Source organism: Enterobacter sp. BIDMC93 (assembly GCF_001037805.1).
GTDB classification, from domain to species: Bacteria; Pseudomonadota; Gammaproteobacteria; order Enterobacterales; family Enterobacteriaceae; genus Enterobacter; species Enterobacter hormaechei_C.
On record NZ_KQ089962.1, the window covers coordinates 4,344,012 to 4,367,753 of the forward strand.

Annotated in this window: 19 protein-coding genes and 1 riboswitch; of the genes, 14 read left to right on the forward strand and 5 right to left on the reverse strand. The window is 57.7% G+C overall.

Features of this window, described 5'->3' with window-relative positions; genetic code table 11:
- Positions 1-167 precede the first annotated feature (167 nt).
- The 5 genes from leuL (at position 168) to leuD (ending at position 5,027) form a co-directional block, all read left to right on the forward strand.
- On the forward strand, positions 168-254 hold the full coding sequence (gene leuL, locus SK58_RS23290) for a leu operon leader peptide (protein WP_057979999.1): 87 nt from the start codon (positions 168-170) through the stop codon (positions 252-254).
- A gap of 91 nt (positions 255-345) precedes the next feature.
- Positions 346-1,917, forward strand: coding sequence for a 2-isopropylmalate synthase (leuA, locus tag SK58_RS20310; protein WP_017383789.1), 1,572 nt, complete (start codon positions 346-348; stop codon positions 1,915-1,917).
- Positions 1,917-3,008: a 3-isopropylmalate dehydrogenase gene (leuB, locus tag SK58_RS20315; protein ID WP_017694521.1), complete on the forward strand. Its 1,092-nt coding sequence runs from the start codon at positions 1,917-1,919 to the stop codon at positions 3,006-3,008. The genes leuA and leuB overlap by 1 nt, the downstream gene beginning before the upstream one ends.
- Before the next feature lie 2 nt (positions 3,009-3,010).
- Positions 3,011-4,411 carry a 3-isopropylmalate dehydratase large subunit gene (gene leuC, locus SK58_RS20320; protein ID WP_003856382.1) on the forward strand — a complete coding sequence of 467 codons (1,401 nt, stop codon included), beginning with the start codon at positions 3,011-3,013 and terminating at the stop codon, positions 4,409-4,411.
- A 10-nt stretch (positions 4,412-4,421) separates the two neighbouring features.
- Positions 4,422-5,027: a 3-isopropylmalate dehydratase small subunit gene (leuD, locus tag SK58_RS20325; RefSeq protein ID WP_015572662.1), complete on the forward strand. Its 606-nt coding sequence runs from the start codon at positions 4,422-4,424 to the stop codon at positions 5,025-5,027.
- Positions 5,028-5,118: 91 nt separating this feature from the next.
- Here the strand turns inward: leuD and SK58_RS20330 are convergent, their stop codons facing one another.
- The 3 genes from SK58_RS20330 to sgrT form a co-directional block, all read right to left on the reverse strand.
- A complete protein-coding gene (locus SK58_RS20330) occupies positions 5,119-5,271 on the reverse strand; it encodes a Hok/Gef family protein (RefSeq protein ID WP_032647235.1) in 153 nt (50 codons plus the stop codon).
- A 205-nt stretch (positions 5,272-5,476) separates the two neighbouring features.
- A complete protein-coding gene (locus SK58_RS20335; protein ID WP_048220368.1) occupies positions 5,477-6,655 on the reverse strand; it encodes a sugar efflux transporter in 1,179 nt (392 codons plus the stop codon).
- A gap of 121 nt (positions 6,656-6,776) precedes the next feature.
- The gene (gene sgrT / locus SK58_RS20340; RefSeq protein ID WP_003856388.1) at positions 6,777-6,929 is read right to left on the reverse strand and encodes a glucose uptake inhibitor SgrT; all 153 of its coding nucleotides are present in this window, start codon (positions 6,927-6,929) and stop codon (positions 6,777-6,779) included.
- Between the two features lie 88 nt (positions 6,930-7,017).
- Between sgrT and sgrR the strand changes: the two genes are divergently transcribed.
- The 4 genes from sgrR to thiQ all read left to right on the forward strand — a co-directional run bounded on the left by sgrR (position 7,018) and on the right by thiQ (position 12,093).
- A complete protein-coding gene (gene sgrR, locus SK58_RS20345) occupies positions 7,018-8,673 on the forward strand; it encodes an HTH-type transcriptional regulator SgrR (protein WP_047733165.1) in 1,656 nt (551 codons plus the stop codon).
- A gap of 36 nt (positions 8,674-8,709) precedes the next feature.
- Positions 8,710-8,810: riboswitch (TPP riboswitch) on the forward strand.
- Positions 8,811-8,841: 31 nt separating this feature from the next.
- On the forward strand, positions 8,842-9,825 hold the full coding sequence (gene thiB, locus SK58_RS20350; protein WP_047726188.1) for a thiamine ABC transporter substrate binding subunit: 984 nt from the start codon (positions 8,842-8,844) through the stop codon (positions 9,823-9,825).
- A complete protein-coding gene (gene thiP / locus SK58_RS20355; RefSeq protein ID WP_032670574.1) occupies positions 9,801-11,411 on the forward strand; it encodes a thiamine/thiamine pyrophosphate ABC transporter permease ThiP in 1,611 nt (536 codons plus the stop codon). Before thiB ends, thiP begins: the two co-directional genes overlap by 25 nt.
- Positions 11,395-12,093: a thiamine ABC transporter ATP-binding protein ThiQ gene (gene thiQ / locus SK58_RS20360; protein ID WP_017694525.1), complete on the forward strand. Its 699-nt coding sequence runs from the start codon at positions 11,395-11,397 to the stop codon at positions 12,091-12,093. Before thiP ends, thiQ begins: the two co-directional genes overlap by 17 nt.
- 28 nt (positions 12,094-12,121) lie before the next feature.
- Here the strand turns inward: thiQ and SK58_RS20365 are convergent, their stop codons facing one another.
- Positions 12,122-12,889, reverse strand: coding sequence for a DedA family protein (locus SK58_RS20365; RefSeq protein WP_017383796.1), 768 nt, complete (start codon positions 12,887-12,889; stop codon positions 12,122-12,124).
- Positions 12,890-13,007: 118 nt separating this feature from the next.
- Positions 13,008-13,853: an arabinose operon transcriptional regulator AraC gene (gene araC / locus SK58_RS20370; protein WP_003856402.1), complete on the reverse strand. Its 846-nt coding sequence runs from the start codon at positions 13,851-13,853 to the stop codon at positions 13,008-13,010.
- Positions 13,854-14,190: 337 nt separating this feature from the next.
- Between araC and araB the strand changes: the two genes are divergently transcribed.
- The 5 genes from araB (at position 14,191) to rapA (ending at position 23,742) form a co-directional block, all read left to right on the forward strand.
- On the forward strand, positions 14,191-15,900 hold the full coding sequence (gene araB, locus SK58_RS20375; RefSeq protein WP_045911006.1) for a ribulokinase: 1,710 nt from the start codon (positions 14,191-14,193) through the stop codon (positions 15,898-15,900).
- Positions 15,901-15,910: 10 nt separating this feature from the next.
- Positions 15,911-17,413, forward strand: coding sequence for an L-arabinose isomerase (araA, locus tag SK58_RS20380; protein ID WP_048220369.1), 1,503 nt, complete (start codon positions 15,911-15,913; stop codon positions 17,411-17,413).
- A gap of 86 nt (positions 17,414-17,499) precedes the next feature.
- The gene (araD, locus tag SK58_RS20385) at positions 17,500-18,195 is read left to right on the forward strand and encodes an L-ribulose-5-phosphate 4-epimerase (RefSeq protein WP_015572655.1); all 696 of its coding nucleotides are present in this window, start codon (positions 17,500-17,502) and stop codon (positions 18,193-18,195) included.
- Positions 18,196-18,350: 155 nt separating this feature from the next.
- On the forward strand, positions 18,351-20,708 hold the full coding sequence (gene polB, locus SK58_RS20390; RefSeq protein ID WP_048220370.1) for a DNA polymerase II: 2,358 nt from the start codon (positions 18,351-18,353) through the stop codon (positions 20,706-20,708).
- A gap of 127 nt (positions 20,709-20,835) precedes the next feature.
- Complete coding sequence (gene rapA, locus SK58_RS20395) at positions 20,836-23,742, forward strand: RNA polymerase-associated protein RapA (RefSeq protein WP_048220371.1); 2,907 nt, start codon at positions 20,836-20,838, stop codon at positions 23,740-23,742.

The following is a 23,742-nucleotide window of genomic DNA, read 5'->3' on the forward strand; positions in this document are numbered from 1 at the left end:
CTCAAGTCCAATAATAGACAATTAAATCGGTTAACAGCGTAAAAACCAGCACAATTAGCTAATGTGTTTATCCTGCGCTGAGTGGCCGTTTTGCCTGAGAGGGGTTGACATGAGTCGGCGTATCCAGTACCACTAAAAGCATATCGCATTCATCTGGAGCACGATTCATGATTCGCACCCTTCGTTTCACCGGTCTACTACTACTAAACGCATCCACTGTGCGCGGTAGACTGGCGGGCGAAATTCAGCGTTGAATCGTCTTCAGTAAAACAAAAAACCCGCGCCACTGCGCGGGTTTTTTTATGCTCGTAGCAAGGCGCCCTAAGACTGACAAGGACCTAACCCATGAGCCAGCAAGTCGTTATTTTCGATACTACTTTACGTGACGGTGAACAGGCATTACAGGCGAGCCTGAGTGTTAAAGAAAAACTGCAAATTGCGCTGGCCCTCGAACGCATGGGTGTAGACGTAATGGAAGTCGGGTTTCCCGTCTCCTCGCCGGGTGATTTCGAGTCAGTACAGACCATCGCCCGCACCATCAAAAACAGCCGCGTGTGCGGTCTGGCTCGCTGCGTTGAGAAAGATATTGATGTGGCCGCGGAATCCCTGAAAGTTGCAGAAGCCTTCCGTATCCATACATTCATTGCCACCTCCCCCATGCACATTGCAACCAAGTTGCGCAGCACGCTGGATGAAGTGATCGAACGTGCGGTGTATATGGTTAAACGCGCGCGTAACTACACTGATGACGTCGAATTCTCCTGTGAAGATGCAGGCCGCACGCCGATTGACGATTTGGCCCGTGTAGTGGAAGCCGCGATTAATGCCGGAGCCAGAACCATCAACATCCCGGATACCGTCGGCTACACCATGCCGTTTGAGTTCTCTAACATCATCACCGGCCTGTACGACCGCGTACCTAATATTGATAAAGCCATCATCTCTGTTCACACCCACGATGATTTGGGTCTGGCTGTGGGCAATGCCATCGCTGCCGTCCACGCCGGCGCGCGTCAGGTAGAAGGGGCAATGAACGGCATTGGTGAACGCGCCGGCAACTGCTCGCTGGAAGAAGTGATCATGGCGATCAAGGTGCGCAAAGACATTATGAACGTACACACTCGCATCAATCACAACGAAATCTGGCGCACCAGCCAGACCGTGAGCCAGATTTGCAATATGCCGATCCCGGCGAACAAGGCGATTGTTGGTACTGGCGCGTTCGCTCACTCCTCCGGTATTCACCAGGATGGCGTGCTGAAGAACCGTGAAAACTACGAAATCATGACTCCGGAATCCATCGGTCTGAACCAGGTTCAGCTGAACCTGACCTCACGCTCTGGCCGCGCGGCGGTGAAACACCGTATGGAAGAGATGGGGTATCAGGACAGCGATTACAACATGGATCAGCTGTACGACGCATTCCTGAAACTGGCTGACAAGAAAGGCCAGGTCTTCGATTACGACCTGGAAGCGCTGGCATTCATCAACAAACAGCAGGAAGAGCCAGAACACTTCCGTCTGGACTACTTCACCGTTCAGTCAGGCTCAAGTGATATCGCTACCGCCTCCGTCAAGCTGGCCTGCGGCGATGAAATTAAAGCGGAAGCCGCCAACGGTAACGGCCCTGTGGATGCCATTTACCAGGCGATTAACCGCGTCACTGAGTACGACGTAGAGCTGGTGAAATACGACCTGACGGCAAAAGGGCACGGTAAAGACGCCCTGGGCCAGGTTGATATCGTCGTCAACTATAACGGTCGCCGCTTCCACGGTGTGGGTCTGGCGACAGATATCGTTGAATCCTCCGCGAAAGCGATGGTGCATGTCCTGAACAACATCTGGCGCGCAGCCGAAGTCGAAAAAGAGTTGCAACGCAAAGCTCAGAATAAAGAGAACAACAAGGAAACCGTGTGATGTCGAAGAATTACCATATTGCTGTGTTGCCGGGTGACGGTATTGGCCCGGAAGTGATGACACAGGCGCTGAAAGTACTGGAAGCCGTACGTTCGCGTTTTGCGATGAAAATTACCACCAGCCACTACGACGTGGGCGGTATTGCCATTGATAACCACGGTACTCCCCTGCCGAAAGGGACTGTAGAAGGCTGCGAGAATGCCGATGCCGTTCTGTTTGGCTCCGTGGGTGGCCCTAAGTGGGAACATTTGCCTCCAGCAGAGCAGCCAGAGCGCGGCGCGCTGCTGCCGCTGCGTAAACACTTCAAACTGTTCAGCAACCTGCGTCCGGCGAAGCTGTACCCGGGGCTGGAAGAGTTTTGCCCGCTGCGCGCGGATATTGCGGCCAACGGTTTCGACATCCTGTGCGTGCGTGAGCTGACCGGCGGGATCTACTTCGGTCAGCCAAAAGGCCGCGAAGGCAGCGGTCAGCATGAGAAAGCGTTTGATACCGAGGTCTATCACCGTTTTGAAATTGAACGTATCGCTCATATCGCGTTTGAGTCAGCGCGCAAACGCCGCCGTAAAGTGACCTCTATTGATAAAGCGAACGTGCTCCAGTCGTCTATTTTGTGGCGCGAAATCGTCAGTGAAGTTGCCAGGCAGTACCCGGACGTTGAGCTGTCACATATGTATATCGACAACGCAACGATGCAGCTGATCAAAGATCCGTCCCAGTTTGACGTGCTGCTGTGCTCCAACCTGTTCGGCGATATTCTCTCGGATGAGTGCGCGATGATCACCGGCTCCATGGGCATGCTGCCCTCGGCCAGCCTGAACGAAGAAGGCTTTGGCCTGTACGAACCGGCGGGCGGCTCCGCGCCGGATATCGCAGGTAAAAACATCGCCAACCCGATTGCGCAGATCCTCTCCCTGGCTCTGCTGCTGCGCTACAGCCTGGATGCAGGCGATGCAGCAACCGCAATTGAAAACGCCATTAACCGGGCGTTAGAAGAAGGCGTCCGTACCGGTGATTTAGCACGCGGCACGGCAGCAGTCAGTACCGATGAAATGGGCGACATCATTGCCCGCTATGTCGCTGAAGGGGTGTAATCATGGCTAAGACGTTATATGAGAAGTTGTTTGATGCGCACGTTGTTTACGAAGCACCAAACGAAACCCCACTGTTGTACATCGACCGTCATCTGGTACACGAAGTGACCTCTCCTCAGGCATTTGACGGCCTGCGCGCGCACAAGCGCCCGGTGCGTCAGCCGGGTAAAACCTTTGCCACGATGGATCACAACGTTTCCACCCAGACCAAAGACATCAATGCATCTGGCGAGATGGCACGTATCCAGATGCAGGAGCTGATTAAGAACTGTAACGAGTTTGGCGTGGAGCTGTACGATCTGAACCACCCCTATCAGGGTATCGTCCACGTAATGGGGCCTGAGCAGGGTATTACTCTGCCGGGCATGACCATCGTCTGCGGCGACTCCCACACCGCGACGCACGGCGCATTTGGCGCCCTGGCGTTCGGGATTGGGACCTCTGAAGTTGAACACGTTCTGGCGACGCAGACCCTGAAGCAGGGCCGCGCCAAAACCATGAAGATTGAAGTGAAGGGTAAAGCTGCGCCGGGTATCACCGCGAAAGATATCGTGCTGGCGATTATCGGCAAAACCGGCAGCGCAGGCGGCACCGGTCACGTCGTGGAATTCTGCGGCGACGCTATCCAGGCGCTGAGCATGGAAGGTCGTATGACCCTGTGCAACATGGCCATTGAGATGGGCGCCAAAGCAGGCCTGGTGGCCCCAGACGAAACCACCTTCAACTATGTGAAGGGGCGTCTGCATGCGCCGAAAGGTCAGAATTTTGACGACGCGGTAGCGTACTGGAAAACCCTGAAAACGGACGAGGGGGCAATTTTTGATACCGTTGTGACGTTACAGGCGGAAGAGATCGCCCCGCAGGTCACCTGGGGCACCAACCCGGGCCAGGTGATTTCCGTCAACGACAGCATTCCTGATCCGGCCTCCTTTGCCGATCCGGTCGAACGTGCCAGTGCGGAAAAAGCGCTGGCTTACATGGGGCTGAAACCCGGCGTACCGCTGACCGACGTGAGCATTGATAAAGTGTTCATCGGCTCCTGTACCAACTCCCGTATTGAAGATTTACGCGCAGCGGCAGAAATTGCTAAAGGCCGCAAAGTGGCGCCGGGCGTGCAGGCGCTGGTTGTGCCGGGCTCCGGGCCGGTGAAAGCCCAGGCGGAAGCGGAGGGTCTGGATAAGATCTTTATTGAAGCAGGCTTCGAGTGGCGCCTGCCGGGTTGCTCCATGTGTCTGGCCATGAACAACGACCGCCTGAATCCGGGCGAGCGCTGTGCCTCCACCAGCAACCGTAACTTTGAAGGCCGTCAGGGCCGCGGTGGGCGCACCCACCTGGTCAGCCCGGCAATGGCCGCCGCTGCGGCAGTCACCGGTCATTTCGCCGATATTCGCAGCCTGAAATAAGGAGACAATCATGGCAGAGAAATTTACCCAACATACGGGCCGGGTTGTCCCTCTGGACGCCGCTAACGTCGATACTGACGCGATCATTCCTAAGCAGTTTTTGCAGAAAGTGACGCGCACGGGTTTTGGTGCGCATCTGTTCAACGACTGGCGTTTCCTCGACGATAAAGGCGAAGTGCCGAACCCGGAATTCGTCCTGAACTTTCCGGAATACAAAGGGGCTTCCATTCTGCTGGCGCGGGAAAACTTTGGCTGCGGATCGTCGCGTGAACATGCGCCCTGGGCATTAACCGACTACGGCTTTAAGGTGGTTATCGCCCCGAGCTTCGCGGATATCTTCTACGGCAACAGCTTCAACAACCAGCTGCTGCCGGTGACGCTGAGTGACGAACAGGTCGATGAACTGTTTGCGCTGGTGCAGGCGAATCCGGGGATTTCGTTTGAGGTGGATCTGGAAGCGGAAGTGGTGAAAGCCGGGGATAAGATCTACAGCTTCAGCATTGATGCGTTCCGCCGCCACTGCATGCTGAACGGTCTGGATAGCATTGGCCTGACGCTGCAACACGAAGAGGCTATCTCCGCTTACGAGAAAAAACAGCCTGCGTTTATGGGTTAAAGGCAATGGCCCGCAGGGCGCGGGCCATTGATAAGGGTGCGTTGAGGCTCAACCACTCTGGAGTGGCGGGGAAAACTCCCCGCCAATACTGCTAACGTTTTGCTTCGTAAGCCAACACTGCCGCCAGCTCTGTTTTCTCCTGTCTGAAGTGCAGCTCACACAGCGAGTCGCGCACCATCCAGGTGAAGAGCAACAGCGTCGTACAGATCAGAAACAAACCTAACAGCAGAGTACGTTTTGGCATTCCAGCCTCCTTATTGCTTTTCGGCAATGAAGAGACTAACCTCGCAATGTTGGTTGTGAAGTTGGTCTCCCCATCAGTTTTTTGATGTGGGACTCTCCACTGTTTGCCTCTTGCGAAAGCCTGAGGCAAACAGCCTCAAGCACCCGTCACGCACTCTATGCGCCTGTCAGAAAATCGTTTCATTTCGTGAAGCCGCCTTCCAGAATCAAACGTCTTTTACCCGGCACGTCAGCATCAGCGTGACGAGCGAAATCGCTGCGATCACCCAGTACACGGATGCATGCCCATAGCTTTGCGACAGCGCCCCCTGAATCACCCCTGCCAGAATCACGCCGGTAGAGATACTGTTGGTAAACAGCGTGGTCGCGGAGCCTGCGCGCCCCGGCATTAAATCCTGGAACCAGAGCATGCCTATCCCGGCAACGATTCCGATAAACACCGCGTTAAACAGCTGTAACGCCAGCAAGGCTTCACGCGAATGGAACAGGATCAGCCCCGCGTAGAACAGTACCCCGACCGCCACGGCGACGACCATCATCCGACGCTTTCCGAAACGTTTGACGTAGTAACCCGCCAGAATCATCGCCGGGATCTCCAGCCCGGCAGCGGTGCCCATCAGAATACCCGCGAGCTTGTCGGGCAGTCCCAGATCGCTGCTGATCCACAGCGGCATATCAATAATGTACATGGTGTTGCAGGTCCACATCAGCGTGGAGGCGATAAACAACATGCGGACGTTTTTATCCTGCCAGCCGCTCACCTGCGTGATGGGCTTGTCCGTCACCTGCTCTACGCGCGCCACCGATGGCAGCGCAAAGGCTATCAGCGCCAGGCTGATGACAAAAATCCCCGCCGCGATGGAAAACATGGTGGTGAAGCCGTAGTTCAGCGCCAGCATAAACGCCAGCGGCGGACCGATGACCCACGCGAGAGAGAGCTGCGCACGCATCACCGAGCTGAACATCACCACTTCCCTCGCCGAGCTGTCGGCGTACTCCCGGGCCAGGGCGAACAGTTGCGGCATGGCGGTGTTCGCCAGAGAGGCCAGCAGCACGCCGCAGGTAATGAGCGTCAGGTAATGGCGGTTGAAGGCAAACAGCAGCGCGTTGCCCACGGCCATGGCGCAACAAAAGAGGATCAGCTTGCGGCGATCGCCCTGGCTGTCGGATCGTTTCGCCAGCCACAGGCTGACGAGGATCCCGGCAATGGCGTTGACGGTGTAGAACAGACCCACCCAAAACGGCTGCGCCCCCACCTCGCGGCTGAGAAACAGGCTCAACGTCGGCGCCTGTAGCGCGCCGGCCACGCCCATCATGAAGGCCACCAGCATAAAAGCGGCGTACACGCCATTCAGGCGTCGCCCCATCGTCATCAACCAGAGCATGCGCAAGTCCTTATGAAAGCGAATCGAAATTGGGTGAAATAGTAAACGAAAAAAGCCAGCAAAAAACATTTTGCTGGCGGGTGATTAGCACCAATACTCAGTCACACATGATCGAGGCGAGTTAGCGAGAAGAGGTCGGTTTCGTAACGTCCCACTGCATCAGATCTTCCAGTATTCTCAGCCGCTGCTCTGCGCACTGGCGGGCCAGCCAGGACACTCCCTTTGTCGCTGAAAAATAGTGCTGATAAAACTGACGTGCGGTAGACCTCTTCATAATTTACCTCCTCGCTTCATCGAAAAGGATTATTGGCTTAATATAGGGATTAATAAATTGCTGATTTTTTGTCAGGAGTTCCCCTTTTATGCCTTCCGGTCGTCTGCAACAACAATTTATCCGCCTCTGGCAGTGCTGCGAGGGGCAATCGCAGGAGACCACGCTGAACGAGCTGGCCGAGCTCCTCAACTGCTCCCGGCGTCATATGCGCACGCTCCTTAATACCATGCAGCAGCAGGGCTGGCTAAACTGGGAGGCCGAAGCCGGACGCGGCAAGCGTTCGCGCCTGACTTTCCTTTATACCGGCCTGGCGTTACAGCAACAGCGAGCGGAGGATCTGCTGGAGCAGGACCGCATCGATCAGCTGGTCCAGCTGGTGGGCGACAAAGCCGCCGTGCGCCAGATGCTGGTCTCGCATCTGGGACGCAGCTTTCGTCAGGGACGCCACATTCTGCGGGTACTTTACTACCGCCCAATGAAAAATCTGTTGCCCGGTACGGCGTTACGTCGCTCTGAAACCCACATGGCCCGGCAGATATTCAGCGGTCTGACGCGGATAAATGAGGAAAACGGGGAACTGGAAGCGGATATTGCCCATCACTGGCAACAGGTGTCTCCGCTGCACTGGCGCTTCTTTCTACGCCCCGGCATTCATTTCCACCATGGACGCGAGCTGGAGATGCGCGACGTTATCGCCTCTTTAGAGCGCGCCCGCACGCTGCCGCTCTATTCGCATATCGCACGGATCCACTCCCCAACGGCCTGGACGCTGGATATTGAGCTTTCGCAGCCGGACAAATGGCTTCCGTGGCTTCTGGGCTACGTGCCATCAATGATCCTGCCTGCCGAGTGGCGATCCCTGAACAATTTTTCCAGCCAGCCGATTGGTACGGGCCCCTACTCCGTTTCACGGAACAACAGTAATCAACTGAAGATCCGCGCCTTTGATGATTACTTTGGCTATAGGGCGTTGATCGACGAAGTGAACGTCTGGGTGTTACCGGATCTCAACGAAGAGCTGAGCGCAGGCCTGACCCTGGAAGGGCCAACAGCCGGTGAAAAGGCGTTCGAAAGCCGCCTGGAGGAGGGCTGCTACTACCTGCTCTTTGATGGCCGCAGCCATCGCGGGGCAAACCACGACGTCCGCAGGTGGATAAGCCATATTCTGGCGCCCGCTAACCTGATTTATCACGCAGAGGAGCAATACCAGACCTGGTGGTTCCCGGCCTATGGCCTGCTCCCACGCTGGCACCATGCGCAGCCCGTCCGCAGTGAAAAGCCTGCCGGACTGGAGACCATCACCCTCAGCTACTATCGCGATCACATTGAGCATCGTTTTCTGGCGAGGATCATGAGCACGCTGCTGGCAGCCGAAGGCGTGACGCTGGCGATACAGGAAGTCGATTATGATGAATGGCATCGCGGAGACGTCATCAGCGATATCTGGCTCAACAGCGCAAACTTTACGCTGCCGCTTGATTTCTCGCTCTTTTCTCACCTGTACGAAGTGCCCCTGATTCAGCACTGTATCAACCGGGACTGGCAGCAGGACGCCGCGCGGTGGCGCGCGGGAGAAATGGATCTGGCCGCCTGGTGTCAGGAATTACTGACCGGGCAGACGATCGTACCGCTGATTCACCACTGGCTGCTGATCCAGGGGCAGCGCAGCATGCGCGGCCTGCGGATGAATACCCTCGGCTGGTTTGATTTTAAATCCGCCTGGTTTGCGCCGCCGGAGCCATAACGCTTTCGTAATATTCACCAAATCATTACAATAGCGCCGTTCTCAACGGGGTGCTGCATCACTGATGTGCGCTGAGATAATACCCGTCGAACCTGATCCGGATAACGCCGGCGAAGGGATTTGAGGCTGTCTCTCAAAATCCTTTGCCACTCAACCCTGAGGTGCAAAGTGTTAAAAAACGTTCTTCCTCTGCTGGCGCTGTTTGCGCTGCCTGTTTTTGCTAAGCCCGTTCTGACGGTCTACACCTACGACTCCTTCTCCGCCGACTGGGGCCCCGGCCCGGTGGTTAAAAAAGCCTTTGAAGCCGACTGCAACTGCGAGCTGAAATTCGTGGCGCTGGAAGATGGCGTCTCGCTGCTCAACCGTCTGCGCATGGAAGGCAAAAACAGCAAAGCCGACGTGGTGCTCGGGCTGGATAACAACCTGCTGGAAGCCGCCACCCAAACCAGACTGTTCGCCAAAAGCGGTGTGGCGTCAGATGCCGTCAACGTACCGGGCGGCTGGAAAAACGACACCTTCGTTCCCTTTGATTACGGCTACTTTGCGTTTGTCTACGATAAAAACAAGCTGAAGAATCCGCCCAAAAGCCTGAAAGAGCTGGTCGAAAGTGACCAGAAATGGCGCGTAATTTATGAAGATCCGCGTACCAGCACGCCGGGTCTGGGGCTGCTATTGTGGATGCAGAAAGTCTACGGGGATAAAACGCCGGAAGCGTGGCAGAAGCTGGCCGCGAAAACCGTTACCGTCACCAAAGGCTGGAGCGAAGCCTACGGCCTGTTCCTGAAAGGCGAAAGCGATCTGGTGCTGAGCTACACTACCTCTCCGGCCTACCACATTATCGCCGAGAAAAAGGATAACTACGCCGCCGCGAACTTTGCTGAAGGGCATTATTTGCAGGTGGAAGTGGCCGCCCGCACCGCCGCGAGCAAACAGCCGGAGCTTGCCGAAAAATTCCTGAAATTTATGGTCTCCCCGGCATTCCAGAATGCTATTCCGACAGGAAACTGGATGTACCCGGTCACTGACGTTGCGCTGCCGGCAGGCTTTGAGCAGCTAAACAAGCCGCAAACCTCACTGGAATTTACGTCGCAGCAGGTTGCCGCCCAGCGCGCCGCATGGATTAGTGAATGGCAACGCGCCGTCAGCCGCTGATCCCCGGCTGGTTAGTTCCCGGGCTGCTCGCCGCCATACTGATGGTGGTCGTCAGCCTGGGTGCATTCCTTGCGCTGTGGTTTAACGCGCCAGAGAGCGATCTGCTCGCCCTCTGGCACGACAGCTATCTCTGGCACGTCATCCGTTTCTCCTTCTGGCAGGCGTTTCTCTCCGCGCTGCTGTCGACGATCCCGGCCATTTTCCTTGCACGCGCCCTCTATCGCAGACGTTTCCCCGGCAGGCTTGCCCTGCTGCGGCTGTGCGCGATGACGCTGATCCTGCCCGTGCTGGTGGCGGTGTTCGGTATTCTGAGCGTCTACGGTCGGCAGGGCTGGCTGGCATCCCTCTTCAACCTGCTTGGTCTGGAATGGACCTTCTCCCCTTACGGCCTGAAAGGCATTCTGCTGGCGCATATTTTTTTCAATATGCCGATGGCGACGCGCCTCTTTTTACAGGCGCTGGAAAACATTCCCGGGGAGCAGCGTCAGATTGCCGCCCAGCTTGGCATGCGCGGCTGGTCGTTCTTCCGCTTTGTCGAATGGCCGTGGCTGCGACGCCAGATTGCCCCGGTGGCCGCGCTAATCTTTATGCTCTGCTTCGCCAGCTTCGCGACCGTGCTTTCTCTCGGCGGCGGGCCGCAGGCCACCACCATTGAGCTGGCGATCTATCAGGCCTTAAGTTACGACTACGATCCGGGCCGCGCCGCGCTGCTGGCGATGGTGCAGATGGTCTGCTGCCTGGCGCTGGTGTTACTCAGCCAGCGGCTGAGTAAAGCGATCCCCACAGGCAGCAATCACTTGACAGGCTGGCGCGATCCGCAGGACAGCCTGCACAGCCGCGTCGCGGATTTTATGCTGATCGCGCTGGCCCTCCTGCTTCTGCTGCCCCCGCTGCTAGCCGTTATCGTTGATGGCCTGAATCGCAATGTGTTGTCGGTACTGCAACAGCCTGTCCTGTGGCAGGCGACGTGGACCTCATTGCGCATCGCGCTGGCAGCCGGGCTGCTGTGCGTGATCCTGACCATGATGCTGCTCTGGAGCAGCCGCGAGCTGTACGCGCGTCATGCCCGTAAAGCCGGACACGCGCTGGAACTGACGGGTATGCTGATCCTGGCGATGCCGGGTATTGTGCTGGCGACCGGATTCTTTTTACTGTTCAACAGCACCATCGGCCTGCCGGAAAGCGCCGACGGCATCGTCATTTTTACCAACGCGCTGATGGCTATCCCTTACGCGCTCAAGGTGCTGGAAAACCCGATGCGCGACGTCAACAGCCGCTACAGTTTGCTGTGTCAGTCGCTGGGCATGCAGGGCTGGCAGCGTCTGAAGGTGGTCGAACTGCGCGCGCTAAAGCGTCCGCTGGCTCAGGCGCTGGCGTTTGCCTGCGTGCTGTCGATTGGCGATTTTGGCGTTGTGGCCCTCTTTGGCAACGAGGATTTCCGCACGCTGCCGTTCTGGCTTTATCAGCAAATTGGCTCCTATCGTAGCCAGGACGGCGCCGTCACGGCACTTTTACTGCTGGTGCTGTGCTTTGCGTTATTTACCGTTATCGAAAAACTTCCGGGGCGTGATGTTAAAACTGACTGATGTAACCTGGCTTTATGAGCACCTGCCAATGCGTTTTACCCTCTCCGTTCGTCAGGGAGAGCGAATCGCAGTGCTTGGCCCCAGCGGGGCCGGAAAAAGTACCCTGCTCAATCTGATTGCCGGTTTTTTGCAGCCTGCCAGCGGGTCGATCGTCATTGATAATGGCGAATATACCTACGCTCCGCCGGCTAAGCGCCCGGTGTCGATGCTGTTCCAGGAAAACAATCTGTTCAATCATCTTACGGTGTGGCAGAACATCGCGCTGGGTATGGATCCGGGGTTAAAGCTCAGTGTTGCGCAGCGTCAGACGCTGGAGGCGATCGCCGAACAAATGGGCCTGGCTGCGTTTATCAACAGACTACCGGGTGAGCTTTCCGGCGGCCAGCGCCAGCGCGTGGCGCTGGCACGCTGTCTGGTGCGCAAGCAGCCGCTGCTGCTGCTCGACGAACCCTTTTCGGCGCTCGACCCGGCCCTGCGTCAGGAGATGCTCTCGCTGGTTGAGGAGGTTTGCGAGCGCGAGCAACTGACGATGCTGATGGTTTCGCATAGCATCGAAGATGCCGCACGCATCGCGCCGCGATCGGTAGTGATCGCGGAGGGACGTATTTTGTGGGATGGAACAACCGACGCCTTAATGAGCGGGAAAGAAAGCGCGTCAGGATTACTGGGTATAAGACCGTAGGCCGGGCAAACGCAGTGCCGCCCGGCGTTTAACGGCTCACCACCTTCAACAGGATCTCACCGTACACCGGCATCAGCGGGTGGCGAATCAGCGCCACCAGCGCCACGACAGCCACTCCCAGCGTCAGCGGGGCCAGCCAGAGCAGGCGCGTGCGCGGAAGATAGCGCGTCAGGCGATCAACACTGGCTTTCGCGCTGCGCCACAGGCGCCAGCAGAGCCAGACCGCCAGCCACAGCAGGACCGCCGTTCCCAGCAGCAGCCACTTGAACTCGCCGCTTTGCATACCGTCAGGAATATCGATGGCCGCACCCGCCAGAATCCCCGGCAGAAAGTAGAACGGCGGCCAGAAGACGCAGCCGATGATGTTCGGCACCACAAACTTCGCGACGGGCAGATCCAGCATCCCGGCCACCATCGGCACCAGCGGGCGCGTTGGGCCAACGAAGCGCCCCACGAGGATGGTGAACATGCTGTGCTGGTGCAGCGCGTGCTCGGTTTTATCCAGCAGCGCTTTGTTTTTTTTCATGAACGACCAGCGGTGCAGCGGCTTCTTAAAGCGCCAGCCCAGCCAGAAGGAGATCCAGTCCCCCAGCAAACAACCGATGATACCGGCCATCCACGCCTGCCAGAAATTGACCTCGCCGCTGCCGATAAGCGCCCCAAGCCCCGCCATCATCACGGTGCCGGGCAGGATCAGCCCGACCAGTGCCAGCGACTCCAGAAACGCCACCAGCGCCACGGCGATGAGCGAATACATAACGGACTGGGTAATAAAATGTTCCAGCAATGCCTGCATAACTATTCCGGTCAGAAAACGAATCAGCGATTCTGCTTAGCGCCCTGCACCGCGTCAAGGCATCAATTGTCTGAATAGTTTACAAGATGCGCCTGAAGTTCACCTGAATGTTTACCGATTATTCACATCCCGCACGGAATTCGCTCGGGCTGGCACCGGTGCACTTCTTAAACACGCGAGAGAAATAGAGCTGATCTTCAAAGCCGACGTTACGCCCGACGGTGGCGATAGGCATTCGGGTGGTGCTGAGCAGCAGTTTCGCCTGGCTGATGCGCTGATCCTCACGCCAGCTGAGTACGCTCACGCCAAGCTGCTGGCGGAACAGATGAGAGAGCCGTGACGGCGACAGACACACATGCTGGGCGACGCTGGCAATATCAAACTGGCTGTCGGCAAGGTGGTCGCTGATGTACTGGCAGGCGTCGCGGACGCGGTTGTCCAGCGGCGGATTAAGCGACTCGTTGATGGCCTCCATGCGGCGCAGCAGCACCTGTTCAAGCAGGTTGATGGCCAGCAGTTCGGCGTAGCGCCCTCCCGCCTGCCCTGCCTCAATAATCTGTGCGAACAGCTCACGGAACTGCGCCAGATGCGCCTCATCCGGGCGATATAAACCGGTATGGGCGAAAATGGCCGGCCACGAGAGCCACTCCTGCCAGTAGGCACGCGGACGGAAATAGACCCACTGGTGATACCACTCTTTGGCATCCGGATGGCGCCCGTAGTGGTGGATCTCCCCCGGCGGGAACAGCAGCATATCACCGGGGCGGCAGATAAACTGCTGATCCCCGTTTTTGACGACCCCTTCTCCGCGTACGGTCAGGTTCAGGATATATCCCTTCATGCCAAGAGGGCGATCGACGTAAAAATCGAGATATCCCTCGGCCTCAATTGGCGTCAGCCCCGCCACCAGATGGGCGTTAAATGAGTAGCCCGGCAGTAAGGGATCGTTTTGCGGTTCGGCCATAGATTCAGTTCTCCCAAGGGTCCTGAAGGAAACCAATTGTCCATATCGATAAAAGCAGTATAAAAATGGCCCGCGAAAAGATCCAAAAAGCATCACGCCTCTTTTACGTCCGCCATGTTTCAGCCTTTTCCCCTGATTTGTCCGCCAGTACGGGCAGATAAGCAGTAACAAAAGTGTCTATAAGTGCGGCAGAAATGTCCACATAGAATATTTGCACGGCGTCACACTTTGCGTGGCTACAGCAATTTAGTCCATAAGATTAGCGGATCCTGCCTGACGATTTTTGTCCCCAGTCTCTAATGTTCTTCCATACCTGTTTTTTGGATGGAGCAACACCATGGCAATTGCAATTGGCCTCGATTTTGGCAGCGACTCAGTTCGCGCGCTGGCAGTGGACTGTACGACTGGCCTGGAGATAGCAACCAGCGTTGAGTGGTATCCGCGCTGGCAAGAGGGGCGCTACTGCGATGCGCCGAACAACCAGTTCCGCCACCACCCGCGTGATTACATTGAATCAATGGAAGCGGCGATCAAAACCGTGCTGGCGGAGTTGACGGACGCCCAGCGGGCCGATGTCGTGGGGATTGGCGTTGACAGCACCGGCTCAACGCCTGCTCCTGTCGATGCCGAAGGCCGCGTACTGGCGCTGCGACCGGAGTTTGCCGACAACCCGAACGCCATGTTTGTGCTGTGGAAAGACCATACCGCCGTGGAAGAGGCGGAAGCCATCACCCGCTTATGCCATCAGCCGGGCAAAACTGACTACTCCCGCTACATCGGCGGGATTTACTCCAGCGAGTGGTTCTGGGCCAAGATCCTGCACGTTACCCGCGCGGACGCGTCGGTCGCACAGGCAGCGGCATCATGGATTGAGCTATGCGACTGGGTTCCCGCCCTGCTCTCCGGCACCACTCGCCCGCAGGATATCCGCCGGGGCCGTTGCAGCGCCGGGCATAAATCGCTGTGGCATGAAAGCTGGGGGGGTCTGCCTCCGGCAGCGTTCTTCGATGAACTCGACCCGATCATCAACAAAAACCTGACATACCCGCTGTTTACCGACACCTTCACCGCCGATATTCCGGTCGGCACGCTCTGCGAAGAGTGGGCGAAACGCCTCGGTCTGCCGCAAAACGTGACCATTTCCGGCGGCGCGTTCGACTGCCATATGGGTGCGGTGGGCGCGGGTGCGCAGCCCAACACGCTGGTGAAAGTTATCGGCACCTCCACCTGTGACATTCTGACGGCAGATAAAGCCAGCGTCGGCGACCGCGCGGTGAAAGGCATTTGCGGTCAGGTTGACGGCAGCGTGGTACCCGATTTTATCGGCCTCGAAGCGGGTCAGTCCGCCTTCGGCGATATCTACGCCTGGTTTGGCCGTGTGCTCGGCTGGCCGCTGGATCAGCTGGCAGCCGCGCATCCTGAACTGAAAACACAGATTACCGCGAGCAAAAAACAGCTCCTGCCGCAGCTCACCGAAGCCTGGGCAAAAAATCCGTCTCTCGACCACCTGCCGGTGGTGCTGGACTGGTTCAACGGCCGTCGTACGCCGTTTGCCAACCAGCGTCTGAAAGGAGTGATTACCGATCTCAACCTCGCGACCGACGCGCCCGCGCTGTTTGGCGGCCTGATCGCCGCCACCGCATTCGGCGCGCGCGCCATTATGGAGTGCTTCACCGGGCAGGGCATTGACGTAAACAACGTGATGGCGCTGGGGGGCATCGCCCGTAAAAACCCGGTGATTATGCAGGCCTGCTGCGACGTGCTGAACCGGCCGCTGCAAATTGTGGCCTCCGATCAGTGCTGTGCGCTGGGCGCCGCGATTTTCGCTGCCGTGGCCGCAGGCGTCCATGCGGATATCCCGACCGCGCAACAGCATATGGCGAGCGCCGTCGAAAGTACGCTCCAGCCGCAGACTCAGCAGGCACAACGCTTTGAACAGCTTTATCAGCGCTACCAGCAATGGGCAAAAAGCGCCGAACTTCACTATCTCCCTGTCGCCGCCCCGGCCAAAAGCACCGCGGACACTACGGCAACCCTGACACATTAAGGACACGATAATGACCATTTTTAATAATTATGAAGTGTGGTTTGTGATTGGCAGCCAGCATTTGTACGGACCGGAAGCGTTGCAGCAGGTGACGAAACACGCGGAGCACGTTGTGAATGCGCTGAACGCGGAAGCCAAACTGCCGTGCAAACTGGTGCTGAAGCCGCTGGGTACCACCCCGGACGAAATCACCAACATTTGCCGCGATGCCAATTACGATGACAAATGCGCTGGCCTGGTGGTGTGGCTGCACACCTTCTCGCCAGCCAAAATGTGGATCAACGGCCTGGCTATCCTCAACAAACCGCTGCTGCAATTCCACACGCAGTTCAACGCCTCCCTGCCGTGGGACAGCATCGACATGGACTTCATGAACCTGAACCAGACCGCGCACGGCGGCCGCGAGTTCGGCTTCATCGGCGCGCGCATGCGTCAACAGCATGCCGTGGTGACCGGGCACTGGCAGGACGGTCAGGCACAAAAACGTATTGGCTCCTGGATGCGTCAGGCGGTATCTAAGCAGGATACCCGCCACCTGAAAGTGGTGCGTTTCGGCGACAACATGCGCGAAGTGGCGGTCACCGACGGTGATAAAGTGGCCGCGCAGATTAAATTTGGCTTCTCCGTCAACACCTGGGCGGTGGGCGACCTGGTGCAGGTGGTGAATGACATCAGCGATGGCGACGTTAACGCGCTGGTGGACGAGTACGAAAGCAGCTATCGCCTGACGCCTGCGGCACAGGTCAACGGTGACAAGCGCCAGAACGTGCTGGATGCCGCACGTATTGAGCTGGGCATGAAGCGTTTTCTGGAACAGGGCGGCTTCCATGCCTTCACCACCACCTTTGAAGATCTCCACGGCCTGAAACAGCTCCCGGGTCTGGCGGTACAACGTCTGATGCAGCAGGGCTACGGCTTTGCGGGCGAAGGCGACTGGAAAACTGCCGCTCTGCTTCGCATCATGAAGGTGATGTCGACCGGTCTACAGGGCGGCACCTCTTTTATGGAGGACTACACCTACCACTTCGAGAACGGCAACGATCTGGTGCTCGGCTCGCACATGCTGGAAGTGTGTCCATCCATCGCGGTTGAAGAGAAACCGATCCTCGACGTGCAGTACCTCGGCATTGGCGGCAAAGCGGATCCGGCCCGTCTGATCTTCAACACCCGTACCGGCCCGGCCATTAACGCCAGCCTGATTGACCTCGGCGATCGTTTCCGCCTGCTGGTGAACTGCGTCGATGCGGTTGAAACCCCGCATTCTCTGCCGAAGCTGCCGGTCGCCAACGCTTTGTGGAAAGCGCAGCCTGACCTGCCAACCGCCTCGGAAGCCTGGATCCTGGCCGGCGGCGCGCACCACACCGTATTCAGCCACGCGCTTGACCTGAACGATATGCGTCAGTTTGCCGAGCTGCACGACATCGAACTGACCGTGATTGATAACGACACCCGTCTGCCAGACTTTAAAGACGCGCTGCGCTGGAACGAAGTCTATTACGGTTCAAAACGCTAAGTACGGAGTGCCCGGTGGCACTTCGTTTACCGGGCCTACGGTTCTGTAGGCCGGATAAGCGCAGCGCCATCCGGCAGGAGACGACAATGTTAGAAGATCTCAAACGTCAGGTACTCGAAGCCAACCTGGCGCTGCCAAAACATAACCTCGTGACCCTGACATGGGGCAACGTCAGCGCCGTTGACCGGGAAAAAGGGGTGTTCGTGATCAAGCCTTCCGGCGTGGATTACACGGTAATGACCGCAGAAGACATGGTGGTGGTCAGCATCGAAACGGGTGAAGTGGTTGAAGGCAATAAAAAGCCCTCCTCCGATACGCCCACTCATCGCCTGCTGTATCAGGCCTTCCCGACCATCGGCGGGATTGTGCATACCCATTCGCGTCACGCGACCATCTGGGCGCAGGCGGGCCAGCCTATTCCGGCCACCGGCACCACCCACGCGGACTACTTCTACGGCACCATTCCCTGCACGCGTCTGATGACCGATGCGGAGATCAACGGTGAGTACGAATGGGAAACGGGGAACGTGATTGTCGAAACCTTCGAAAAACAGGGAATCGACGCGGCGCAAATGCCCGGCGTGCTGGTGCACTCCCACGGCCCGTTTGCCTGGGGTAAAAACGCGGAGGACGCGGTGCACAACGCGATCGTGCTGGAGGAAGTCGCCTATATGGGGATCTTCTGCCGCCAGCTGGCACCGCAGCTGCCGGATATGCAGCAAACCCTGCTGGATAAGCATTACCTGCGTAAGCACGGTGCGAAAGCCTACTACGGGCAGTAAACCCTTGCCCGGTGACGCTGCGCTTACCGGGCCTGCGGAACCTGTAGGCCGGATAAGCGCAGCGCCATCCGGCGGAACAGATACTGTATAAAACTCCAGCAAACACCCCTCAACCAGGCTATAATCAGGCCTGGTTTGTTTTATGGGATAACGCCGTGACGCAGGCGCAAGAAGGCTTTTTACTGACCAGACACTGGCGGGATACCCCTCAGGGTACTGAGGTTGAATTCTGGCTGGCAACGGACAACGGCCCACGAAACGTTACGCTCCCGCCGCAGGAGTCCGTGGCCTTTATTCCTGAAGCTCACGTCGAGAAAGTGAAACAACTGCTACGCGGCGAAAACAACTGGCGCCTTACGCCGCTTCAGCTGAAAGATTTCCACCGCCAGCCGGTTTACGGCCTCTACTGCCGCGCCCATCGCCAGTTAATGCGCTATGAAAAGCTGCTTCGTGAAGCAGGCGTGACGCTTTACGAGGCCGACATTCGCCCGCCTGAACGCTTTCTGATGGAGCGGTTTATCACCGCCCCCGTCTGGGTAGATGGCGCCGCGCAAAACGGCAGGATCGTTAACGCGCGCCTGAAGCCTAATCCGCACTATCGCCCGCCGCTAAAGTGGGTGTCGCTGGATACTGAAACCACCCGCCACGGCGAACTGTACTGCATTGGCCTGGAAGGCTGTGGGCAGCGGGTTGTCTATATGCTCGGGCCGCCGAACGGCGATGCGTCCGCGCTGGATTTTAATCTGGAGTACGTCAACAGCCGCCCGCAACTGCTGGAGAAGCTTAACCAGTGGTTTGCCGAGCACGATCCGGATGTTCTGATCGGCTGGAACGTAGTGCAGTTTGACCTGCGCGTGCTGCAAAAACATGCCGAGCGTTACCGTATCCCGCTGATTCTGGGGCGCGGCAACAGTGAGCTGGAGTGGCGTGAGCACGGTTTTAAGAACGGTGTTTTCTTCGCGCAGGCTAACGGTCGCCTGATTATCGACGGCATCGAGGCGCTGAAATCCGCCTTCTGGAACTTCTCTTCCTTCTCGCTGGAAGCGGTCGCCCAGGAACTGCTCGGCGAAGGTAAATCCATCGACAATCCCTGGGACCGAATGGACGAGATCGACCGGCGCTTTAATGAAGATAAGCCGGCGCTCGCTACCTATAACCTGAAAGATTGCGAGCTGGTGACGCAGATCTTCCACAAAACCGAGATCATGCCGTTCCTGCTGGAGCGCGCGACGGTGAACGGTCTCGCGGTCGACAGGCACGGCGGCTCGGTAGCGGCCTTCAGCCACCTCTATTTTCCGCGAATGCACCGGGCAGGGTACGTTGCCCCCAACCTCGGGGACGTGCCGCCGCAGGCCAGTCCCGGCGGGTACGTGATGGACTCCCGGCCAGGATTGTATGACTCGGTGCTGGTGCTGGATTACAAAAGCCTCTACCCGTCGATTATCCGCACCTTCCTGATCGATCCCGTCGGGTTGGTTGAGGGCATGGCGCAGCCAGACGATGCGCACAGCACCGAAGGTTTTCTTGGAGCACGCTTCTCGCGCGAAAAACACTGCCTGCCCGAAATTGTGGGAAACATCTGGCACGGCCGCGACGAGGCGAAGCGCCACGGCAACAAGCCGCTCTCACAGGCGCTGAAAATCATTATGAACGCCTTTTACGGCGTGCTGGGTACCAGCGCCTGCCGCTTCTTTGATCCCCGTCTGGCGTCTTCCATCACCATGCGCGGGCACGACATTATGCGCCAGACCAAAGCGCTGATTGAATCTCGGGGCTATGACGTGATTTATGGCGATACCGACTCCACCTTTGTCTGGCTGAAAGCGGCCCATTCAGAAGACGACGCCGCGCGAATCGGCAAAGAACTGGTCGCCTACGTGAACGACTGGTGGCGCGAAAATTTGCAAAAAGAGCGGTTAACCAGCGCGTTAGAGCTGGAGTTTGAAACCCATTTTGCCCGCTTTTTAATGCCGACCATTCGCGGAACCGACCAGGGCAGCAAGAAGCGCTACGCCGGGCTGATTCAGGAAGGTGACACGCAGCGGATGGTCTTTAAAGGGCTGGAGACGGTGCGCACCGACTGGACGCCACTGGCGCAGCAATTCCAGCAGACGCTCTACCTGCGGGTGTTTCGCAACGAGCCCTATCAGGACTACGTGCGCGACACCATCGCCAGCCTGATGGCCGGTGAGCTGGATGACCAGCTGGTGTATCGCAAGCGCCTGCGCCGCCCGCTGGCCGAATATCAACGTAACGTTCCTCCCCACGTACGCGCCGCGCGGCTGGCGGATGAAGAGAATGTTCGCCGGGGCCGTGCGCCGCAGTATCAGAACCGGGGTACGATCAAATACGTCTGGACAACTAACGGCCCGGAACCCGTTGATTACCAGCAGTCTCCGCTCGATTACGATCACTACCTGACCCGCCAGCTTCAGCCGGTTGCGGAGGGAATTTTACCGTTCATCAATGACGACTTTGCTACACTAGTGACAGGACAACTTGGGCTATTTTGACGCGTGACGAAACCGTTGCCATCCAGTACCATAGCGCCCTTTCCATTCCCGGACCCATTTTTCGATGACCGTCTTTTTTGACGGGGTCGAACTATTGCCTGCAATTAAAGATTAGAGCCGAACAACTATGCCTTTTACACTTGGTCAACGCTGGATCAGCGATACAGAAAGCGAACTTGGATTAGGAACCGTCGTTGCCGTCGATGCGCGCATGGTTACCCTCCTTTTCCCTGCTACCGGTGAAAACCGCCTGTACGCTCGCAATGACTCCCCTGTTACCCGCGTAATGTTCAATCCGGGCGACACCGTGACCAGCCACGAAGGCTGGCAGCTGAAGGTTGAAGACGTAAAAGAAGAGAATGGACTGCTCGCCTACATTGGAACGCGTCTTGATACCGACGAGACGAATGTTATCCTGCGTGAAGTGCTGCTCGACAGCAAACTGGTTTTCAGCAAGCCGCAGGACCGTCTGTTTGCCGGGCAAATCGACCGAATGGATCGCTTCTCCCTGCGCTACCGCGCGCGTAAGTTCCAGAGTGAACAGTACCGCATGCCGTGGAGCGGCCTGCGCGGCCAGCGTACCAGCCTTATTCCCCATCAGCTGAATATCGCCCATGACGTGGGCCGTCGCCATGCGCCTCGCGTGCTGCTGGCTGACGAAGTGGGCCTGGGTAAAACCATCGAAGCAGGCATGATCCTGCACCAGCAGCTGCTCTCTGGCGCTGCCGAGCGCGTGCTGATTGTGGTGCCGGAAACGCTGCAACACCAGTGGCTGGTCGAGATGCTGCGCCGCTTTAACCTGCGCTTCTCCCTGTTCGACGACGAGCGCTATGCCGAAGCCCAGCACGACGCGGACAACCCGTTTGAAACCGAACAGCTGGTGATCTGCTCCCTGGACTTCGTACGCCGCAGCAAGCAGCGCCTGGAGCACCTGTGCGACGCAGAATGGGATCTGATGGTCGTCGACGAAGCGCACCACCTCGTCTGGAGCGAAGATGCGCCAAGCCGTGAATACATGGCGATTGAGCAGCTTGCCGAGCGCGTACCGGGCGTTCTGCTTCTGACCGCCACCCCGGAGCAGCTGGGTCTTGAGAGCCACTTCGCCCGTCTGCGCCTGCTCGATCCGAACCGATTCCACGATTTTGAGCAGTTTGTTGAAGAGCAGAAAAACTACCGTCCGGTGGCGGACGCCGTTGCGCTGCTGCTGGCCGGTAATCGTCTCTCTAATGATGAACTTAACACCCTCAGCGATCTGATCGGCGAGCAGGATATTGAGCCGCTGCTTCAGGCCGCGAACAGCGACAGCGATAATGCGGGATCTGCGCGTAAAGAGCTGATCGACATGCTGATGGACCGTCACGGCACCAGCCGCGTGCTGTTCCGCAACACCCGTAACGGCGTGAAAGGCTTCCCGAAACGCGAGCTGCACACCATCAAACTGCCGCTGCCGACCCAGTACCAGACGGCGATTAAAGTCTCCGGCATTATGGGCACCCGTAAATCAGCGGAAGATCGCGCGCGCGATATGCTCTACCCGGAGCAAATTTATCAGGAATTTGAAGGCGACACTGGCACCTGGTGGAACTTCGATCCGCGCGTGGAGTGGTTAATGGGTTATCTGACCGCGCACCGTTCCCGGAAGGTGCTGGTGATCTGCGCCAAGGCAGCCACCGCCCTGCAACTTGAACAAGTGCTGCGCGAGCGCGAAGGTATTCGCGCCGCCGTGTTCCATGAAGGCATGTCTATTATCGAGCGCGACCGCGCTGCGGCGTGGTTTAGTGAAGAGGACAGCGGCGCGCAGGTTCTGCTGTGCTCCGAAATCGGTTCTGAAGGCCGTAACTTCCAGTTCACCAGCAATCTTGTGATGTTCGATCTGCCGTTTAACCCGGATCTGCTGGAGCAGCGAATCGGCCGTCTGGATCGTATCGGTCAGGCGCACGATATTCAGATCCACGTTCCGTATCTGGAGAAAACCGCCCAATCCGTTCTGGTTCGCTGGTACCACGAAGGCCTGGATGCGTTTGAACATACCTGCCCGACGGGCCGCACCATTTATGACCAGGTGCATAGCGATCTGATCGGTTACCTCGCGGCGCCGGAAAACACCGAGGGCTTTGATGAGCTGATCAAATCCTGTCGAGAGAAGCACGACGCGTTGAAAGCTCAGCTGGAGCAGGGTCGCGATCGCCTGCTGGAGATCCACTCCAACGGCGGTGAAAAAGCGCAGCAGCTGGCCGAAAGTATCGAAGAACAGGACGATGACACCAGCCTGATCAGCTTCTCCATGAACCTGTTCGACATCGTCGGCATTAACCAGGACGATCGCGGCGAGAACATGATCGTGCTGACCCCGTCCGATCATATGCTGGTGCCGGATTTCCCGGGCCTGCCGGAAGACGGCTGCACCATCACCTTTGAGCGTGATGTGGCGCTTTCCCGCGAAGATGCACAGTTCATCACCTGGGAGCACCCGCTGATCCGCAACGGTCTGGATCTGATCCTCTCCGGCGATACCGGCAGCAGCACCATCTCCCTGTTGAAGAACAAAGCCTTGCCTGTGGGCACGCTGCTGGTGGAGCTGATCTACGTTGTGGAAGCGCAGGCGCCGAAACAGCTTCAGCTTAACCGCTTCCTGCCGCCAACCCCGGTGCGTCTGCTGCTGGATAAAAACGGTACGAACCTGGCCGGCCAGGTGGAGTTTGAAAGCTTCAACCGTCAGCTGAGCGCGGTGAACCGCCATACCGGCAGTAAGCTGGTGAATGCGGTGCAGCAGGACGTGCATGCCATTCTGCAACTGGGTGAAGCCCAGGCCGAAAAAGCGGCCAGAGTGCTGATCGATGCGGCGCGTAGCGAAGCCGATGAGAAGCTTTCTGCCGAGCTGTCGCGTCTGGAAGCGTTGAAAGCAGTGAACCCTAACATTCGTGACGATGAGCTGGCCGCCATTGAGAGCAACCGCCAGCAGGTGCTGGAAAGCCTGAATCAGGCGGGATGGCGTCTCGACGCCCTGCGTCTTATCGTTGTGACGCATCAGTAA

Excerpts from the sequence above, each read along its gene's own strand:
- araC (WP_003856402.1), bottom strand. The coding sequence starts at position 13,853 with ATGGCCGAACCGCAAAACGATCCCTTACTGCCGGGCTACTCATTTAAC.
- thiQ (WP_017694525.1), top strand. The coding sequence starts at position 11,395 with ATGTTAAAACTGACTGATGTAACCTGGCTTTATGAGCACCTGCCAATG.
- SK58_RS20330 (WP_032647235.1), bottom strand. The coding sequence starts at position 5,271 with ATGCCAAAACGTACTCTGCTGTTAGGTTTGTTTCTGATCTGTACGACG.
- araA (WP_048220369.1), top strand. The coding sequence starts at position 15,911 with ATGACCATTTTTAATAATTATGAAGTGTGGTTTGTGATTGGCAGCCAG.
- thiP (WP_032670574.1), top strand. The coding sequence starts at position 9,801 with ATGGCAACGCGCCGTCAGCCGCTGATCCCCGGCTGGTTAGTTCCCGGG.
- leuC (WP_003856382.1), top strand. The coding sequence starts at position 3,011 with ATGGCTAAGACGTTATATGAGAAGTTGTTTGATGCGCACGTTGTTTAC.
- leuB (WP_017694521.1), top strand. The coding sequence starts at position 1,917 with ATGTCGAAGAATTACCATATTGCTGTGTTGCCGGGTGACGGTATTGGC.
- leuD (WP_015572662.1), top strand. The coding sequence starts at position 4,422 with ATGGCAGAGAAATTTACCCAACATACGGGCCGGGTTGTCCCTCTGGAC.
- SK58_RS20365 (WP_017383796.1), bottom strand. The coding sequence starts at position 12,889 with ATGCAGGCATTGCTGGAACATTTTATTACCCAGTCCGTTATGTATTCG.
- SK58_RS20335 (WP_048220368.1), bottom strand. The coding sequence starts at position 6,655 with ATGCTCTGGTTGATGACGATGGGGCGACGCCTGAATGGCGTGTACGCC.
- rapA (WP_048220371.1), top strand. The coding sequence starts at position 20,836 with ATGCCTTTTACACTTGGTCAACGCTGGATCAGCGATACAGAAAGCGAA.
- araD (WP_015572655.1), top strand. The coding sequence starts at position 17,500 with ATGTTAGAAGATCTCAAACGTCAGGTACTCGAAGCCAACCTGGCGCTG.
- leuL (WP_057979999.1), top strand. The coding sequence starts at position 168 with ATGATTCGCACCCTTCGTTTCACCGGTCTACTACTACTAAACGCATCC.
- sgrR (WP_047733165.1), top strand. The coding sequence starts at position 7,018 with ATGCCTTCCGGTCGTCTGCAACAACAATTTATCCGCCTCTGGCAGTGC.
- leuA (WP_017383789.1), top strand. The coding sequence starts at position 346 with ATGAGCCAGCAAGTCGTTATTTTCGATACTACTTTACGTGACGGTGAA.
- araB (WP_045911006.1), top strand. The coding sequence starts at position 14,191 with ATGGCAATTGCAATTGGCCTCGATTTTGGCAGCGACTCAGTTCGCGCG.
- sgrT (WP_003856388.1), bottom strand. The coding sequence starts at position 6,929 with ATGAAGAGGTCTACCGCACGTCAGTTTTATCAGCACTATTTTTCAGCG.